General features: G+C 73.5%; 13 protein-coding genes and 2 pseudogenes. All 15 read left to right on the top strand.

From position 1 onward, the window contains the following. Positions 1-71: 71 nt before the first annotated feature. The 15 genes and pseudogenes from JN350_RS11525 (at position 72) to JN350_RS19475 (ending at position 15,707) form a co-directional block, all read left to right on the top strand. Positions 72-1,307 carry a reverse transcriptase family protein gene (locus JN350_RS11525; RefSeq protein WP_205462296.1) on the top strand — a complete coding sequence of 412 codons (1,236 nt, stop codon included), beginning with the start codon at positions 72-74 and terminating at the stop codon, positions 1,305-1,307. A gap of 95 nt (positions 1,308-1,402) precedes the next feature. Next, on the top strand, positions 1,403-2,623 hold the full coding sequence (locus JN350_RS11530; RefSeq protein WP_205462297.1) for an acyl-CoA dehydrogenase family protein: 1,221 nt from the start codon (positions 1,403-1,405) through the stop codon (positions 2,621-2,623). Positions 2,624-2,777: 154 nt separating this feature from the next. Beyond that, complete coding sequence (locus tag JN350_RS11535; protein WP_205462298.1) at positions 2,778-3,488, top strand: LLM class flavin-dependent oxidoreductase; 711 nt, start codon at positions 2,778-2,780, stop codon at positions 3,486-3,488. 106 nt (positions 3,489-3,594) lie between these two features. Continuing rightward, on the top strand, positions 3,595-4,077 hold the full coding sequence (locus tag JN350_RS20905; protein WP_205462299.1) for an LLM class flavin-dependent oxidoreductase: 483 nt from the start codon (positions 3,595-3,597) through the stop codon (positions 4,075-4,077). Further along, a complete protein-coding gene (locus JN350_RS11545; RefSeq protein WP_205462300.1) occupies positions 4,065-4,871 on the top strand; it encodes an LLM class flavin-dependent oxidoreductase in 807 nt (268 codons plus the stop codon). The genes JN350_RS20905 and JN350_RS11545 overlap by 13 nt, the downstream gene beginning before the upstream one ends. 288 nt (positions 4,872-5,159) lie before the next feature. Then, complete coding sequence (locus tag JN350_RS11550; protein ID WP_205462301.1) at positions 5,160-5,567, top strand: carboxymuconolactone decarboxylase family protein; 408 nt, start codon at positions 5,160-5,162, stop codon at positions 5,565-5,567. A gap of 10 nt (positions 5,568-5,577) precedes the next feature. Beyond that, positions 5,578-6,831 carry an LLM class flavin-dependent oxidoreductase gene (locus tag JN350_RS11555; protein WP_205462302.1) on the top strand — a complete coding sequence of 418 codons (1,254 nt, stop codon included), beginning with the start codon at positions 5,578-5,580 and terminating at the stop codon, positions 6,829-6,831. After that, positions 6,828-8,081, top strand: a pseudogene (locus JN350_RS11560) (NtaA/DmoA family FMN-dependent monooxygenase); the annotation flags it as partial. The gene JN350_RS11555 and the pseudogene JN350_RS11560, both read left to right, overlap by 4 nt. Positions 8,082-8,259: 178 nt before the next feature. Then, complete coding sequence (locus JN350_RS11565; RefSeq protein ID WP_205462303.1) at positions 8,260-9,324, top strand: LLM class flavin-dependent oxidoreductase; 1,065 nt, start codon at positions 8,260-8,262, stop codon at positions 9,322-9,324. Next, entirely contained in the window at positions 9,321-10,646 is a 1,326-nt protein-coding gene (locus JN350_RS11570) for an ABC transporter permease (RefSeq protein ID WP_461962934.1), read from the top strand. Before JN350_RS11565 ends, JN350_RS11570 begins: the two co-directional genes overlap by 4 nt. Then, positions 10,540-11,277 carry an ABC transporter permease gene (locus JN350_RS11575; RefSeq protein ID WP_461964423.1) on the top strand — a complete coding sequence of 246 codons (738 nt, stop codon included), beginning with the start codon at positions 10,540-10,542 and terminating at the stop codon, positions 11,275-11,277. The genes JN350_RS11570 and JN350_RS11575 overlap by 107 nt, the downstream gene beginning before the upstream one ends. Further along, complete coding sequence (locus tag JN350_RS11580; RefSeq protein ID WP_205462305.1) at positions 11,274-12,911, top strand: dipeptide ABC transporter ATP-binding protein; 1,638 nt, start codon at positions 11,274-11,276, stop codon at positions 12,909-12,911. The genes JN350_RS11575 and JN350_RS11580 overlap by 4 nt, the downstream gene beginning before the upstream one ends. Further along, complete coding sequence (locus tag JN350_RS11585; protein ID WP_240347284.1) at positions 12,908-14,536, top strand: ABC transporter substrate-binding protein; 1,629 nt, start codon at positions 12,908-12,910, stop codon at positions 14,534-14,536. The genes JN350_RS11580 and JN350_RS11585 overlap by 4 nt, the downstream gene beginning before the upstream one ends. Before the next feature lie 38 nt (positions 14,537-14,574). Continuing rightward, positions 14,575-14,826: pseudogene (locus tag JN350_RS19470) on the top strand (LLM class flavin-dependent oxidoreductase); the annotation flags it as partial. 425 nt (positions 14,827-15,251) lie between these two features. Next, positions 15,252-15,707: an LLM class oxidoreductase gene (locus JN350_RS19475; RefSeq protein ID WP_240347759.1), complete on the top strand. Its 456-nt coding sequence runs from the start codon at positions 15,252-15,254 to the stop codon at positions 15,705-15,707. The last annotated feature ends 140 nt before the right edge of the window (positions 15,708-15,847 follow it).

A 15,847-nucleotide genomic window follows, 5' to 3' on the forward strand; every position in this document is an offset into this window, starting at 1 on the left:
CCGCGGCGCTGGCAGATGCGTTCCTGACGGCCGAGCGGTGGGAGCCGGACGAGCTGGCGGCCGTCGGGTACGTGGTCGTCGGCGTCGAGCGCGCGTACGTCGGGCTCGCCGTCCGTGCTGCGCTCGAGGCGTACCCGCGCCCGCCCGTCGACGCGCCGCGCCGGCTCGCGGCCGTGCTCGCCGCTGCGCCGCGCCTCGTCGCGCTGCACCGGTCGCGCGAGCACCGTCGGCCGGTCCGGGTGCTCGTGCGCCGCGCCGCCGCGGTGCGTGCCCGTCCGGAGACCGCGAGCCCGTTGCTCGTCGACACCCTGCCCGAGCTCGCCCGGGCACTCGACCTCACCGTCGGTCGGCTGCTCTGGCTCGCCGACACCCGCGCGTGGAACCGTCGCTCCGGACCCTCGAGCCCGCTCCACCACTACCGGCACGAGTGGATCACCCGACCCGGTCGAGCACCGCGCCTGCTCGAGAAGCCGATGGACATGCTCCGCCGCACACAACGGACGATCCTCGACGAACTCCTGACGATGCTGCCCGTGCACGACGCCGCGCACGGGTTCGTGGCCGGGCGGAGCGTCGTCACGGGAGCGGCCGTGCACACCGGCCAGCAGGTGGTGGTCACCGCCGACCTCACGTCGTTCTTCGCGAGCGTCAGCGCCCCGACGGTCTACGGCGTCTTCCGGGCCGCTGGGTTCGCTGAACCGCTCGCGCACGTGCTGACCGGGCTCTGCACCCACCGGGTGCCGGTGCACGTGCTCAGCGCGATGCCCGCCGGCGGCTCGCCGGAGGAACGCCACGCGCTGCGCCAGGCGTTGGTGACGGCGCACCTGCCCCAGGGCGCACCGACGTCGCCGGCGCTGGCGAACACCGCGCTGCGGCACCTCGACGCCCGTCTGGCCGGGTGGGCCAGCGCCGTCGACGCGGTGTACACCCGCTACGCCGACGACCTGACGTTCAGCGGGGGCGACCGGCTCGCCGCGCGACCGGACGCGTTCCTGCGGGGCGTCGACCGGATCGTGACCGAGCAGGGGCACCGCCTCAACCCGTCGAAGACCCGGGTGCGGCGCCGCGGGGTCCGGCAGTCGGTCACGGGTGTCGTCGTCAACGACCGCACCTCGCCCGGGCGCCGCGAGGTCGACCGGCTGCATGCCATCCTGCACAACGCCGCCGTGCACGGGCCGGCCTCCCAGAACCGCGCGGGACACCCGGAGTTCCGGGCGCACCTGCTGGGGCGCATCGGGTGGGTCGAGCAGGTCAACCCGGGTCGGGCCCGACGGCTCCGCGAGGAGTTCGCGCGCATCGTGTGGTGATGCCGTCTGCGGACCGTGTGACGTCCGGTTGCGCTCCGTTGCCCCGCGTTGCGGCGCCCTGCCGCGTGCCGCGCGCACCTGGGTAGTGTGCCGCCATGTGTCCGAGTGAGCTCCCGGCCGACGACCGCTACGACGCGCTGGTCGCGCCGCTCCGGCCCGTGATCGAGCGGATCGGTCTCGACGCCCGCCAGCGGGAACGCGAGGAACGTCTCGCCACCGAGCAGCTCGGGTGGCTCGTCGACGCCGGCTTCGCACGGTGGCGGACACCGGTCGCGTGGGGCGGGGTCGGTGCCCGTCTGTCCGACGTGTTCCGCGCGATCGCCGAGATCGCCGAGGTCGACCCGAACCTGGCACACGTGTGGCGGAACCACTTCTCGTTCGTCGAGGACCGCGTGCACGCCGAGGGCAGCGCGTTCGACCGTGCGATCGTCACGCGGCTCGGCGACGGCGAGTTCGTCGGCGGCGGGTGGAGCGAGTCGCCGAACACGACCGGGGTCGACCTCGCCACGCGGATCGTCCGCGACCCGGACGGGTCCTGGCGGCTGACCGGTCGGAAGTTCTACTCGACGGGCAGCGTGTACGCCCGGTGGATCACGGTGCTGGCGGTCGACGACACGGGCGCGAAGTTCGTCGCGCTCGTCGACGCTTCCGACCCCGGTGTGCTGATCGGCGACGACTGGGACGGTTTCGGCCAGCGGATCACCGGCAGCGGGAGTGTGACCTACACCGACGTGCCGGTGCCGGACGAGCGGGTGCTGCCGTACGCGACCCGGTACCCCTACCAGGAGCAGTACTACCAGACGGTGATGCACGCGATCCTGGTCGGCATCGGCCGCGCTGCACTGCGCGAAGGCGTCGAGGCACTGCGGTCCCGGGCGCGCGGACACCACAACGGCACCGCGGCGGACCCGACCCACGATCCGGAGCTGCTGAGCGTGATCGGCACCGTCGACGCCCGGGTGCACGCCGCCGACGCCGCGTTCGCCGCGAGCCTCGGCCCGGTGGACGCGGCCGTCGACCGGCACACCGCCCTGCGTGCGGCCGGTGCGGACCCGTCGACGGACCCGACGCTGCGTGCGGCGCTCGAGCGCAGCTGGGTCGCGGTGGCGCGCGCCCAGACGGTCGTCACCGACGCGGTGCTCGACGCGACGACGCTGGTGTTCGACGCGCTCGGTTCCTCGGGGACGTTCCGCTCGCTCGGCCTCGACCGACACTGGCGGAACGCCCGCACCCTGGCGTCGCACAACCCACGCGTGCACAAGCGCCGCATCGTCGCCGACCTGCTCGTCAACGGGGCGAGTCCACTGGACCGCTGACGGCTCCGCCGTAACGAGCCGTCACGCGGAGCAACCCACCGACACCTGCGGGCACCGGGACGGTCAGGGCACCTACGGTCGGTGCACCGGCTCGCCACGGACGCTGGGGAGGTGACCGTGGCGAGCCGCTCCCACCGGAACGGAAGGCACCGTCGTGACCCCACCCGTCGCACCGCTCATCGTCGCCGTGTCCGACGCGGACCTCGCCGCGGCAGCTGCCACACCCGGCGGCATCGCCCGACTCGCGGTCCGCATCGTCGGTTCCGGAGCCGCCGTCGTGGCGATCGGCACCGATCGCTTCGACCCCCTGACGAGCACCGGCCACCGGCTGGACCCGACGACCGCGGCGCTCACCCTCGGCCGGGCCCTGCCGGAGCACGGGTTCCTCGTCGCCGTGGCACCGACCCGCGAGCACCCGTACAACGTCGCCCGCCGGGTGCTCTCGCTCGACCACGTCCTGGACGGCCGGGTGGGCATCGTCGTCGGCGCTCGGGACCACGGCGCACCGAGCACCGGAGCCCCGAGCACCGGCGCGCCGCACGACCCTGCCGAGTTCGCCCGGGTGCTCCGCGGGCTGTGGCGCACCTGGCCGCTCGACAGCATCGTCGGGGACCGCGCGTCGGGCGTCTTCGCGCACACCGACCGGATCCGACCGCTCGACCACGACGGCGGGCCGGACGGTTACCGCGTCCGCGGACCGCTCACGACGCCGTCGAGCCGTCAGGGCGAACCCGTCCTCGCGGTCTGGCACGACGTCGACGTGCCCGGAGCGGACCTCGTGCTCGGCGGTCTGGCGCACCCGCTCGCACCGCTGCCGGGGAGACGGACGGGGCGGAGCCGCACCGGGCCTCCCGGTCGACCGTGACGCGACCTCCACGACCGACGCGACCGACACGACCGACACGACCGACACGTCCGACGCTCCGCGCCCTGCTCGGGCTCGCCGTGCCGGACGCCGCGGCGGTGACCGCGTGACGGGTGCAGGCGGTGACGCCGGCTTGATCCTCGGCGTGAACCTGCAGGGGTTCGGGCAGCGTCCGGCGGCCTGGCGGACCCAGGACGTCGACGCGACCGACCTGCTCACGGCGGAGTTCTGGGCCGACCTCGGGCGCACCGCCGAACGCGGCCTGCTCGACATGGTCTTCTTCGCCGACCACCCGGCGTTCGGCGATCCGAACGTCCGCGCGTACGGACTGCTCGAGCCGTTCGTGGCGCTCGGGGCGATCGCCGATGCGACGAGCCACCTCGGGCTGGTCGGTACCGCGTCGACGACGTACAACGACCCGTTCGACGTCGCCGAGCGGCTGCTGTCGCTGGACACGGTGTCCGGCGGGCGCGTCGCCTGGAACGCCGTCACCACCTACGACCGCTCGGTCTCCGCGAACTTCGGTGTCGCGACGAACCCCGACCGGCCCGAGCGGTACGCCCGCGCGGGGAGTTCGTGGACCTCGTGACGGCGCTCTGGCGGTCCGCCGCGACGGGGGAGCCGGTCGTGCACCACGGCGAGTTCCTCGACCTCGAGGGCGCGCTCCGGGTCCCTTCGTCGGCGCAGGGCCACCCGGTCGTGTTCCAGGCCGGGGGATCGCCGCACGGGCGCGACCTGGCGGCGCGCGTCGCCGAGGGCGTCTTCGCCGTCGAACTCACCCCGGAACCCGCGCGGGAGCACCGGCGCGCCGTCAAGGCCGCCGCCGAGACGTACGGGCGCAGCGCATCGGACGTCGCGATCGTGCCCGGACTGTCGCTCGTGCTCGGCAGCACCGAGGCCGAGGCGCAGCGGCGGTTCGACGAGCTCGAGGCCCTGGCGCCGGACGGCTACTCGCTCCGGGCGCTCGGGACGCACCTCGACGCCGACCTGTCGGGGCTCGACCAGGACGCGCCGATCCCGTCCGCGATCCTCGACCGCGAGGTCGACCCGGTCACCTACGGGCCCTCGCTCGGCTACCACGAGACCGTCGTGCGGTGGGTGCGCGCCAACAACACCTCGTTGCGGGACGTGCTGCGGGGTTTCGGCGGGTACGGCGCCCGGATCGTCGTCGGGACCCCGGAGCAGGCCGCCGACACCATCGAGGACTGGTACCGGACCGGTGCCGCCGACGGCTTCAACCTGATGATCGACGAGTTCCCGCGGGGCCTCGAGACCGTCGTGGACGAGCTTGTGCCGATCCTGCAGCGACGCGGGGTGTTCCACCGGTCGTACGAGGACGTGACGTTGCGCGGGCGGTTCGCGTCGCGCGCACGCGGTCTCTGATCGCGCACCGTGCGCGGTCGGCGGTGCGGCCGGGCCGCAGCACGGTGCGAGTGCGTTGATCTGGTGCGAGGTTGGTCGCGCCGTGCGGGCTCGCAGCCGCTCACGGAGCGAGCAACCTCGCACCGACCGACGGAGGCCGCACCGTGCGGACCGCGCGGACCGCGCGCCCGCGCCGCGCGTGACGCCGTGTGACGGCCGGCCGGCGGCACCGTGTCACACGGCGACACCGCCGGTCACGGTCCGCAACACCCGTCGCCTCGGGGCCCTGACCGCCCTAGCGTCGCCGACATGACCGACTACCTCGACCGCGAACAGGACAAGACCTTCACGAAGGTCTACAAGCAGCAGACCCCGGACATCCTCAAGGCCTTCGTCCAGTTCGACGAGTCGGTGTTCCAGGCCGAGGGCCGCGCGATCCCGCTCAAGTACCGGGAGCTCATCGCCCTCGCAGTCGGCATCACCACGCAGTGCGTCTACTGCATCGACGGCCACAGCCAGCGCGCGGTGACGGCCGGTGCGACCGAGGCCGAACTCGCCGAGGCCGCCTGGGTCGCCACCGCGATCCGCGCCGGCGGCGGCTTCGCGCACGGCCGGCTCGGCTTCAAGTTCGGCGCTGACGCGACCCCGGCCGACGCGACCCCCGCCGACGCGACCCCGGCGCCCGCCGCCGCCGACCACGCCGCGCACAACCACTAGGAGGACTGCCATGCCCGATCGCATCACCCTCGTCACTGCGCTGCAGGGCGCCGGCTGGCACCCCGCCGCCTGGCGCGTCGCCGGCCCGGCCGCGCAGCGCCTGTCGAGCCTCCGGCACTGGCGGGAGGTCGTCGTCGAGCAGGACCGGCTCGGCATCGACGCCGTCACCATCGAGGACTCGTTCTCCGCCGGCCCGACGGCTGCCGACGACGACCTCGACACCACCACCGTCGTCGGACGCCTCGACGCCCTCCTCGTCGCGAACGCGGTCGCCCCCGCGACCCGCGCCGTCGGTCTGGTGCCGACCGTCTCGGTGACGCACACCGAACCGTTCCACGTCGCCACGGGCCTCCAGACCCTGGACCACGTCTCGCTGGGGCGAGCCGGGTGGCGGATCCAGGTGAGTCCGACAACCCGCGAGGCGGCCCTGTTCGGCCGTCGACCCGGCGGCGACGACGCGGCCACGCTGTTCGACGAGGCCCGCGAGGCGGCGGAGGTCGTCTCCCGCCTCTGGGACAGCTGGGACGACGACGCGATCGTCCGCGACGTCACGACCGGCCGGTTCATCGACCGTGACCGCATCCACAACGCCGAGTACGAAGGCCGCCACCTGTCCGTCCACGGCGCGTCGATCGTGCCGCGGTCGCCGCAGGGCCGTCCACCGGTCTTCTCGCTGGCGCACCGCGCCGACGCTGCGGCGTTCGCCGTGGACGCTGCGGACGTCGTGCTGGTCACGCCCGGCTACGACGGCCTGGGCCCACGCCAGCCGGTACCCGACCGTCGCGAAGCGGCGGGCGGGCCGAGCTGGTGGGGAGAGGCGCGGGACCTGTTGGACGAGGTCCGTCACCTCGAGCAGGTGGCCGGGTCCGACGTCCGTCGTCCGGTCCTCGCCGACCTCGCGGTCCTGATCGGGTCCTCGACCGCTGCCGCGGCCGACGAGCTCGCCGCGCTCGACGCCGCTGCCGGCACCCCGTACGCCGTCGGCTCCGGGTCGGACACGTCCGTGCTCGCGACGACGGTGCCCGAACTCGTGTCGCTGATCGGGGACCTGCGGGGCCTCGGCTACGCCGGCGTCCGGCTCCGCCCCCTGCGCGTCCCGATCGACAGCACCGCGATCGCCCGGCAGCTCGTCCCCGCCCTCGTCACCGCCGGGCTCCGCGCCGACGTGGCGTCCCGTCCCACCGCCGACCTACGCACGCGGCTCGGCATCGCCCCGGCGGTCAGCCGGTACGCCCGTCCGTCCTCTCTGGGGGTCTCAGCATGAGCACCAAGCGTCAGGTCCACCTCGCCGCACACTTCCCCGGCGTCAACAACACCACGATCTGGAGCGACGACCGCGCCGAGAGCCAGATCGCGTTCTCGTCGTTCGAGCACTTCGCCCGCAACGCCGAGCGCGGGTTCTTCGACTTCCTGTTCCTCGCCGAGGGCCTGCGGCTCCGCGAGCAGAAGGGCCGCGTCCACGACCTCGACGTCGTCGGGCGCCCGAACACCCTCGCGGTCCTGGCCGCCCTGGCCGGTGTCACCGACCACATCGGTCTGGTCGGCACCCTGCAGACGACGTTCAACGAGCCAGTGGAGCTCGCGAAGCAGCTCGCCACGCTCGACCACCTGACCGACGGTCGTGCCGGGTGGAACGTCGTGACGAGCTCGGACGCGTTCCACGGCGCGAACTTCCGCCGCGGCGGGTTCCTCGACCACGCCGACCGGTACACGCGGGCTGCCGAGTTCATCGCGCTGTCCCGCGAGCTCTGGGACTCGTGGCAGGCCGACGCCGTCGTCGCCGGCACCGGCGCGGGCGGCGCGCTGGCGGACGGCGTGTTCGCCGACCGGTCCCGCATCCGCGACGTCGACCACCACGGCCCGCAGTTCGACGTCACCGGGACGTTCCCGGTGCCCCGCAGTCCGCAACGGCACCCGGTGATCGTGCAGGCCGGTGACTCCGACGAGGGGCGCGACCTCGCCGCCACGAACGCCGAGGTGATCTTCTCGCTGCACACCGAGTTCGACGACGCGCAGGCGTTCTACCGCGACGTCACCGAGCGGCTCGAACGGGTCGGACGGTCGAAGGACGAGCTGCTGATCCTGCCCGGCGCGACGTTCGTGATCGGCTCGTCGGCGGAGGACGCCGAAGAACGGTCGAACGCCATCCGTCGCGCCCAGGTCAGCCCGGCCACGGCGATCGCGTTCCTCGAGCAGGTCTGGAACCGCGACCTGTCGTCGTACGACGTCGACGGCCCGCTGCCGACGATCGAGCCCGACTACGAGGGCACCGCGATCACCCGCGGGCGCGCACGGCACACCCGCGACGTCCCCGCCCTGGTGCAGTCCTGGCGGGACCTGGCCGAGGCCGAGCACCTGTCGATCCGCGACCTCGTCATCCGCGCCTCGACCCGCGGCGGGTTCGTCGGGACGGCGTCGCACATCGCCGCCGAGATCGACCGGTACGTGCAGGAGCGCGCCACCGACGGGTTCATCGTCGTGCCGCACACCAACCCGTACGGCCTCGACGAGTTCGTCGACACGGTCGTCCCGCTGCTGCAGGAGCGCGGCGTCTACCGGCAGTCCTACGACGAGGGGCGACCCTCCGGCAGACGCTCGACCTGCCCGGCACGATCCGCGACCGTTCGGCCGCCGCACGCACGGCCGCTTCGGCGGGTCCGGCGCGTGCGGCAGCGTCCGCCGGGGTGCTCGCGTGACCATCACCAGCCTCGCGATCCTCGTCCCCGGCAACTTCGAGGACGACGCCCCCGTCGACGGTCTCGAGGCCACCCTCGACCTCTTCGCCACAGCCGAGCGGCTCGGCGTCGACGGCGCCTGGGTCCGGCACCGGCACCTCGAGCACGGCATCGGCTCGGCCGCGGTCTTCCTGGCGGCGGCGTCGCAGCGCACCACCGCCATCGAGCTCGGCGTCGCCGTCGTGCCGATCGGGTGGGAGAGTCCCTTCCGCCTGGCCGAGGACTTCTCGCTCGCCGACGTCCTGTCGCACGGTCGGCTGCAGGTCGGACTGTCCACCGGATCGCCGCACGCCGAGATCCTGGGCGACCTGGTGTTCGACGGCGAATGGCGCACGTTCGACCGCGGGTACGGGCGGGTGTCCCGGTTCGTGGAGAACCTGCGCGGCGCGTTCCTCGGCGCGGACGACACCGTCATCCAGAGCCCCGGGAACGTCCAGCGCCCCCGGCTGCAGCCGTACGCACCGGGTCTGGTCGACCGGGTCTGGTACGGCGGCGGGTCGCTCCGGTCGGCCTCCTTCGCCGGCAGTTCCGGACTCAACCTGCTGCTCGGCAACCTCACCTCGGGCGAGGGCACCGACGACTACGGCACCGCCCAGCGGAACCAGCTCGCGGCGTACCGCGCCGCGCTGCCCACCGGCCGCACGCCCCGCGTCGCCTGGGGCCGGTGCGTCGTGCCGACCGACTCGGCCGACCGGGTCTCGCGCGAGCGGTACCGCGCCTGGTACGAGTCCCGTCTCGCACGGCAGACCGCGCCCCAGGGACCGCGGCGGACCCTGTTCTCCGCCGACCTGGTGGGGCCCGCCGAGCAGATCGTCGAGCAGCTCGTGCACGACGCCACGCTGGCCGAGGTCGACGAGTTCCGGATCGAGCTGCCCTACGAGTTCGCCGGTGACGAGTACGAGCAGATCGTCTCGGACGTCGTGGCGGAGGTCGCACCGGCGCTCGGATGGACGGCGCGGACGGCTCGGTCGGTGCCGACTCCGACCCCGGCGCCGACGCCGCAGGGGGTGGTCGCCGCATGACCCGCTACGTGCTCTCCCGCATCGGCCAGGCCGTGCTCGTGCTCTGGGCGGCGTGGACGATCTCGTTCTTCGTCCTGTACGTGCTGCCGAGCGACCCGGCCCGGATCATGGTCGGTCCGGACGCCACCGACGTGACGGCGGCGCAGCTCGACGCGCTCCGACACCAGTACGGCCTCGACCAGCCGGTACTCGTGCAGTACGTCCAGCACCTGGGCGCCCTGCTCACCGGCGACCTCGGTCGCTCGATCGGGGTCGGTCGACCGGTCGCCGACGTCATCGGTGAAGCGATCGCGCCGACCGCCCAGATCGCGGTCGCCGGCCTCGTGCTCGCGATCGTCTTCGGCGGCGGCGTCGCGGTCCTGGCGACCTGGACCCGGAACCGGGCCCTCGGCCAGTTCCTGCTCCAGCTGCCCCCGGTCGGCGTCGCCGTCCCCGGGTTCTGGTTCGCGCTGCTGCTGGTGCAGTGGTTCTCGTTCGGGCTGCACGTCTTCCCGGCGTTCGGCGGCGAGGGCCCGGCATCGATCGTCCTGCCGGCGATCACCCTGGCGCTGCCGACCGGTGCCACGATCGCCCAGCTGCTGTCGAAGTCCCTCGTCCAGACCCTCCGCGAGCCGTACGTGGACACCGCGTACGCCAAGGGTGCCGGGCGGTGGCGGGTGCAGCTCCGGCACGCGCTCAAGAACGCCGCGCTGCCCGCACTCACCGTGACGGGACTCATCGTCGGGCAGCTGTTCTCCGGCACCGTCGTCACCGAGACGGTGTTCTCCCGTCCGGGCCTCGGTCGGGTCACCGCCACCGCCGTGCAGCAGCAGGACATCCCCGTCGTGCAGGGCATCGTGCTGCTCGCGGCCGCGGTCTTCGTCGTCGTGAACCTGGTCGTCGACCTCGTGTACCCGCTGCTCGACCCGCGCGTCGTGGTCGCCGGCAGCCGTCGGAAGCTCCGCGACCACGACGGCGCGACACCGGGCGCGACACCGGGCGCGACGCCCGGCGCGACCCCGTCCGGCGCGACCCCTCGAGCGCCACCGAACCGAAGGCGGTCCCCGCATGACCGAGACCACGCAGCTCGCCATCGGGCGCCCCGCGTCGCTCGCCACCGGAGGCGTCCCCGACCGCGTCCCCGGCGGCACCACGACAGCGCTCCGTGCACTCGTCGCCCGCCCGACGCTCACCGTCGCCCTCGTCTGGATCGCCCTCGTCGTGCTCGCCGCGCTCCTGCCCGGAGCGCTCACCCACCACGATCCCCTCGCCGCCGATCCGGCCGCGCGGCTCACCGCTCCCGACGCCGCGCACTGGTTCGGCACCGACCAGCTCGGCCGTGACCTGTACGCCCGCGTCGTGCACGGCACCGCGCTCACGCTGCAGGCCGCGGTCCTCGCGATCGTCATCGGCCTGGTCGGCGGCTCGCTCGTCGGGCTCGTCGCCGGTTTCGTCGGCGGGGTCGTCGACGCCGTGCTGATGCGCGTCGCCGACGTCCTGCTCGCGATCCCGAGCCTGCTGCTCTCGCTGACGATCGTCACCGTGCTCGGCTTCGGCACCGTGAACGTCGCGGTGGCGGTCGGCGTCGCGAGCATCGCCACGATCGCCCGCATCATGCGCTCCGAGGTCGTCCGGGTCCGCACCGCGCCGTACGTCGAGGCCGCGAGCGCGAACGGCAACCGCTGGTGGCGCGTGCTGCTCGTGCACGTGCTGCCCAACGCGGCCGGTCCCGTCCTGGTGCTCGCCGCCCTCGAGTTCGGCACCGCGATCCTCGCCGTCTCGAGCCTGAGCTTCCTCGGCTACGGCGCGCAGCCACCGCAGCCCGAGTGGGGCTCGCTCGTCGCCACCGGGCGCGACTTCATCGCGTCCTCGTGGTGGCTCACGACCATCCCCGGGCTCGTGATCGCGGTCACGGTGCTCGCCGGCAACCGCGTCGCGCGCGCACTCGACACCGAACGGAGGGCCGTCCGATGAGCCTGCTCAGCATCCGGGACCTGACCGTCACCTACGGTCGCGGCAGCAGTGCGCGCACCGCGCTCCACGGCGTCTCGCTCGACGTCGGCCGCGGCGAGCGCGTCGCCATCGTCGGCGAGTCCGGTTCGGGCAAGTCGACGACGGCGCACGCGGTCCTCCGGCTCCTGCCCGCAGCGGCGGACCTGACGGGAGGCACGGTGCGGCTCTCCGGGGCGGCCGACGGCTCCGGGGACCTCGACCTGGTCACCGCGACGGACCGCCAGGTACGGTCCGTGCGCGGCGTGCGGATCGGCTTCGTGCCGCAGGACCCGACGGTGTCGCTCAACCCCGTGACGCGGATCGGCACCCAGGTCGCCGAGGTGCTCCGGATCCACGGGCTCGCCACCGGTGCCGAGGCCCGGGAACGCGCCGTCGAGGAGCTCCGCCGTGCCGGCATCGACCGTCCGGAGCTCCGCGCGCGGCAGTACCCGCACGAGCTGTCCGGCGGCATGCGGCAGCGTGTGCTCATCGCGATCGCCCTGATCGGCGACCCGGAGCTGCTCGTCGCGGACGAACCGACGAGCGCACTCGACGTCACGGTCCAGCGGACGATCCTCGACCACCTGGACCGGCTCGTCGCCGAACGGGGCACGAGCGTGCTGTTCATCACGCACGACCTCGGGGTCGCCGCCGACCGGGCCGACCGCATCGTCGTGATGTCCGAGGGACGGATCGTCGAGCAGGGCACCCCGGCCGAGGTGCTCGGCGCACCCCGTGAGGCGTACACGCGCGCACTGATCGCAGCGGCGCCCAGTCTCGACGACGTGAGCGCGTCCGTGGGACGTGCCACGGGCCTCCCGACGGACAGCGGCGACCCACTCGTCGTCGCGACCGGACTGCGGAAGTCCTTCGACCGCGTGACCGCCGTCGACGGGGTGGACGTGACGGTCCCGCGGGGCCGAACCCTGGCGCTGGTGGGGGAGTCCGGGTCGGGCAAGTCGACCACCGCGCGCCTCGTGCTCGGACTCGAACGCCCGGACGCCGGCCGCGTGCGGTTCGACGGTGCCGACGTGGGCGGAGCCCGCGGTGCGGCGCTGCGGGCGTACCGGCGACGGGCGCAGATCGTGCAGCAGAACCCGTACGCGGCGCTGCACCCACGGCTGTCGGTGGGGGCGGTGATCGCGGACCCGCTCGCGGCCTTCGGCATCGGCACCCGGCCGTCCCGTACGGCTCGGGCGGCGGAGCTGCTCGACCTCGTCGCGCTGCCGTCCTCCGTGCTCGGTCGTCGACCGGCGGAGCTCTCCGGCGGTCAGCGGCAGCGGGTGGCGATCGCCCGCGCACTCGCACTCGACCCGTCGTTCGTCGTCCTCGACGAACCCGTCTCCGCCCTCGACGTGTCCGTCCAGGCGCAGATCCTCGACCTGCTCGCGGAGCTGCAGTCGACGCTCGGCGTCTCCTACCTGTTCATCTCGCACGACCTCGCCGTCGTCCGTCGCATCGCGCACGAGGTGTCCGTCCTGCGGGGCGGCCGCGTCGTGGAGCACGGCGACGTGGCGCAGGTGCTGCACGACCCGCAGCACGAGTACACGCGCGCACTGCTCGACGCGATCCCGGGACGATCCCGGCGCGTCCCCACCACCGAAGGAGTCTCATGACCACCCACCGCACCCCGTTCCGTCTGGTGGCCGCGATCGCGGCCGGCACCGCGGCGGCCCTGGTCATGGCGGGCTGCTCGTCGGGCGGTACCGCGTCGACGTCCTCGTCGTCGAAGCCCGTCGACGGCGGCTCGCTCACCTACGCCATCGCGAACGACCCGATCACGCTCAACCCGACGGGCACCGGCGCGGGCAACGACACGCTGGCGATCACCCGGCAGCTCGTCGACTCGCTGCTCTGGCAGGACCCGTCCGACGGCTCGCTCAAGCCGTGGCTCGCGACCAAGTACTCGGTGAACGCCGACGCCACCGCGTTCACGTTCGACCTGCGCTCCGGCGTCACGTTCTCGGACGGCACCGCGTTCGACGCGACGGCCGTCAAGGACACCTTCGACGACATCGCCTCGGCCGGCGCGTCGAGCACGGCCGCCGCGTACTTCTCCGGCTACACGGGGACGAAGGTCGTCGACGACGACACGGTCGAGGTCGACTTCGGGGCGCCGAACGCCGCGTTCCCGAACGCCACGTCGTCGGTCGCCCTCGGCATCGTCGCCCCGAAGACGACCGAGACCCCGTTCGAGGACCGCGCCGACGGGAAAGCCGTGATCGGCACCGGACCGTTCACGCTGCAGTCGTACACGAAGAACACGTCCACGGTCCTGACGAAGCGAAAGGGGTACGACTGGGGCCCCGCAGCCCGAGGCGGGTCGGGGGCGGCGCACCTGTCGAAGGTCACGTTCCAGGTCGTGCCCGAGGCGAGCGTCCGCACCGGCAGCCTGCAGTCCGGGCAGCTCGACGCGATCAGCAGCGTGCAGCCGAGCGACGTCGACACCCTGCAGGCGCAGTACGACCTCGTCACCCGTGCCAACCCGGGCCAGGTGTTCGGGCTGACGTTCAACCAGAAGCGGCCGGTCGTGTCCGACCTGGTCGTCCGGAAGGCGATCGCGCAGGCCGTCGACCCGAAGACCGTGCGGGACACGTCCCTCAACGACCTGTTCAAGGTCGCGGGCTCGGTCCTCGGGTCGACGACGCCCGGGTACGCGGACACGTCGTCCGGTTCGGCCGCGTACGACCCGAAGGCCGCTGCGGCCGCCCTGGACGACGCCGGGTGGGAGGAGGGCTCCGACGGCATCCGCGCGAAGGACGGCCAGAAGCTGCAGCTCAAGCTCATCTGGATCACGAACTTCGGGCCGAACCAGACCTCGCTCGAACTCATCCAGCAGGAGTTGAAGAAGATCGGCGTCGGCCTCACCCTCGAGAGCGGCACCGTGCCGCGGTACCTCGCAAACCTGACGAGCGGCGACTGGGACCTGTCGTGGGACAACAGCTCGCGCGCCGACGGTGACGTCCTGCGGTCGAAGTTCTCCAGCTCGGGTGCCCAGTCGATCGGTGCGTCGGACCCGACGCTCGACGCGCTCTTCACGAAGGAGCTGTCGCAGTCGTCGGCGGCCGACCGCTCGGCGACCTTCGGGGAGATCCAGCGGCGCATCGCGTCCCAGGTCGACTTCGTCCCGGTGCACGAACTCACCAGCATCATCGCGCCGGCGACGGACGTGCACGGCATCGTGTTCGGCGCCGACACCCGGCTCGACCAGCTGACCGGCGCGTGGAAGGACGCCTCGTGAGCGCCGCTCGCTCCGTCCCGCTCTCGGTACTCGACCTGGTGCCGGTCACCGCCGGGTCGTCCGCAGCCACAGCGCTCCACCGCACCGTCGACCTGGCCGTCGCCGCGGAACGTGCCGGGTACGCCCGCTACTGGCTCGCCGAGCACCACCTCAACCCCGGTGTCGCGGGCAGCGCCCCGACCATCGTGATCGGGGCGGTCGCCGCGGCCACGTCGACGATCCGGGTCGGCAGTGCGGCGACGCTCGTCGGCAACGTCCGCGGGCTGCAGATCGCCGAGACCTTCGGCACCCTCGCTGCGCTGTACGGGCCGCGGATCGACCTCGGGCTCGGCCGCTCCGGGGCGCCGGCACCCAGTACCCCGAAGCTGCCGTCGCTCGCACCCCGCTCGGACGAGGTCGTCGACGGACTGCTCGTGCCCGCACCGTTCGACTTCCGGATCGCACCGGGAAGCCGGTTCGCCCTGCAGGGGAGCTGCTCGGACGCGTCCCCGGTGACGTCGACCGGTTCGAGGGCGAGCTGTCGCTCGTCCGGGAGCTCTTCGCCGGCACCTGGTCGCGGGACGGCGCCGTCGTCGAGGCGCCGCCGGCAGGAGGAGCGTCCGTCGAACTGTGGATCCACGGGTCGACCGGCGGCGAGAGCGCCCGGGTCGCCGGAGCACTCGGACTGCCGTACGGCGCGAACTACCACACGTCGCCCGGCACGGTCCTGGCATCGGTGCAGGCCTACCGCGACGCGTTCCGCCCGGGGGTGCTCGACGCACCGCACGTCATCGTGTCGGCGGACGTCGTCGTCGGGCGCACGGAGGCCGAGGCCGCGGAGCTGTCGATCGGGTACGCGGAGTGGGTGTACTCGATCCGCTCCGGCGTCGGGGCGATCGAGTACCCGACCCCGTCCGCGGCACGTGCTGCGCCGCTCGCTGCGGCGGAGGCAGGGTCGGTCGCCGATCGGCTCGCCACCCGGTTCGTCGGCGATGCTGCGGCTGTCGCTGACCGCCTCGAGGTCCTGCAGCGGGCGACGGGCGCGGACGAGCTCCTGGTGACGACGATCACGCACGACCACGACGCCCGGGTGCGCTCGTACGAGCTGCTCGCGGCGGAGTGGGCGGCGCGGGGTGCTGCTGGTGCTGCTGCTGCGCGTGCGGGGGCTGGCGTGGGTGCCGGGGTGCGCTGACCGTACTGGTCCGTGTCGCCCCGGAACGACGAGCTCGATGTCGCACGACATCGGGCTCGTCGTTCGTGCGCGCGTGCAACCGGTGGCGCCTGCACGGAGCGACATCGTGGTCGTCGCACGACGTCGACGATGTCGTTCGG

The sequence above is a fragment of the Curtobacterium sp. 24E2 genome (genome assembly GCF_016925595.1).
Lineage (GTDB): Bacteria > Actinomycetota > Actinomycetes > Actinomycetales > Microbacteriaceae > Curtobacterium.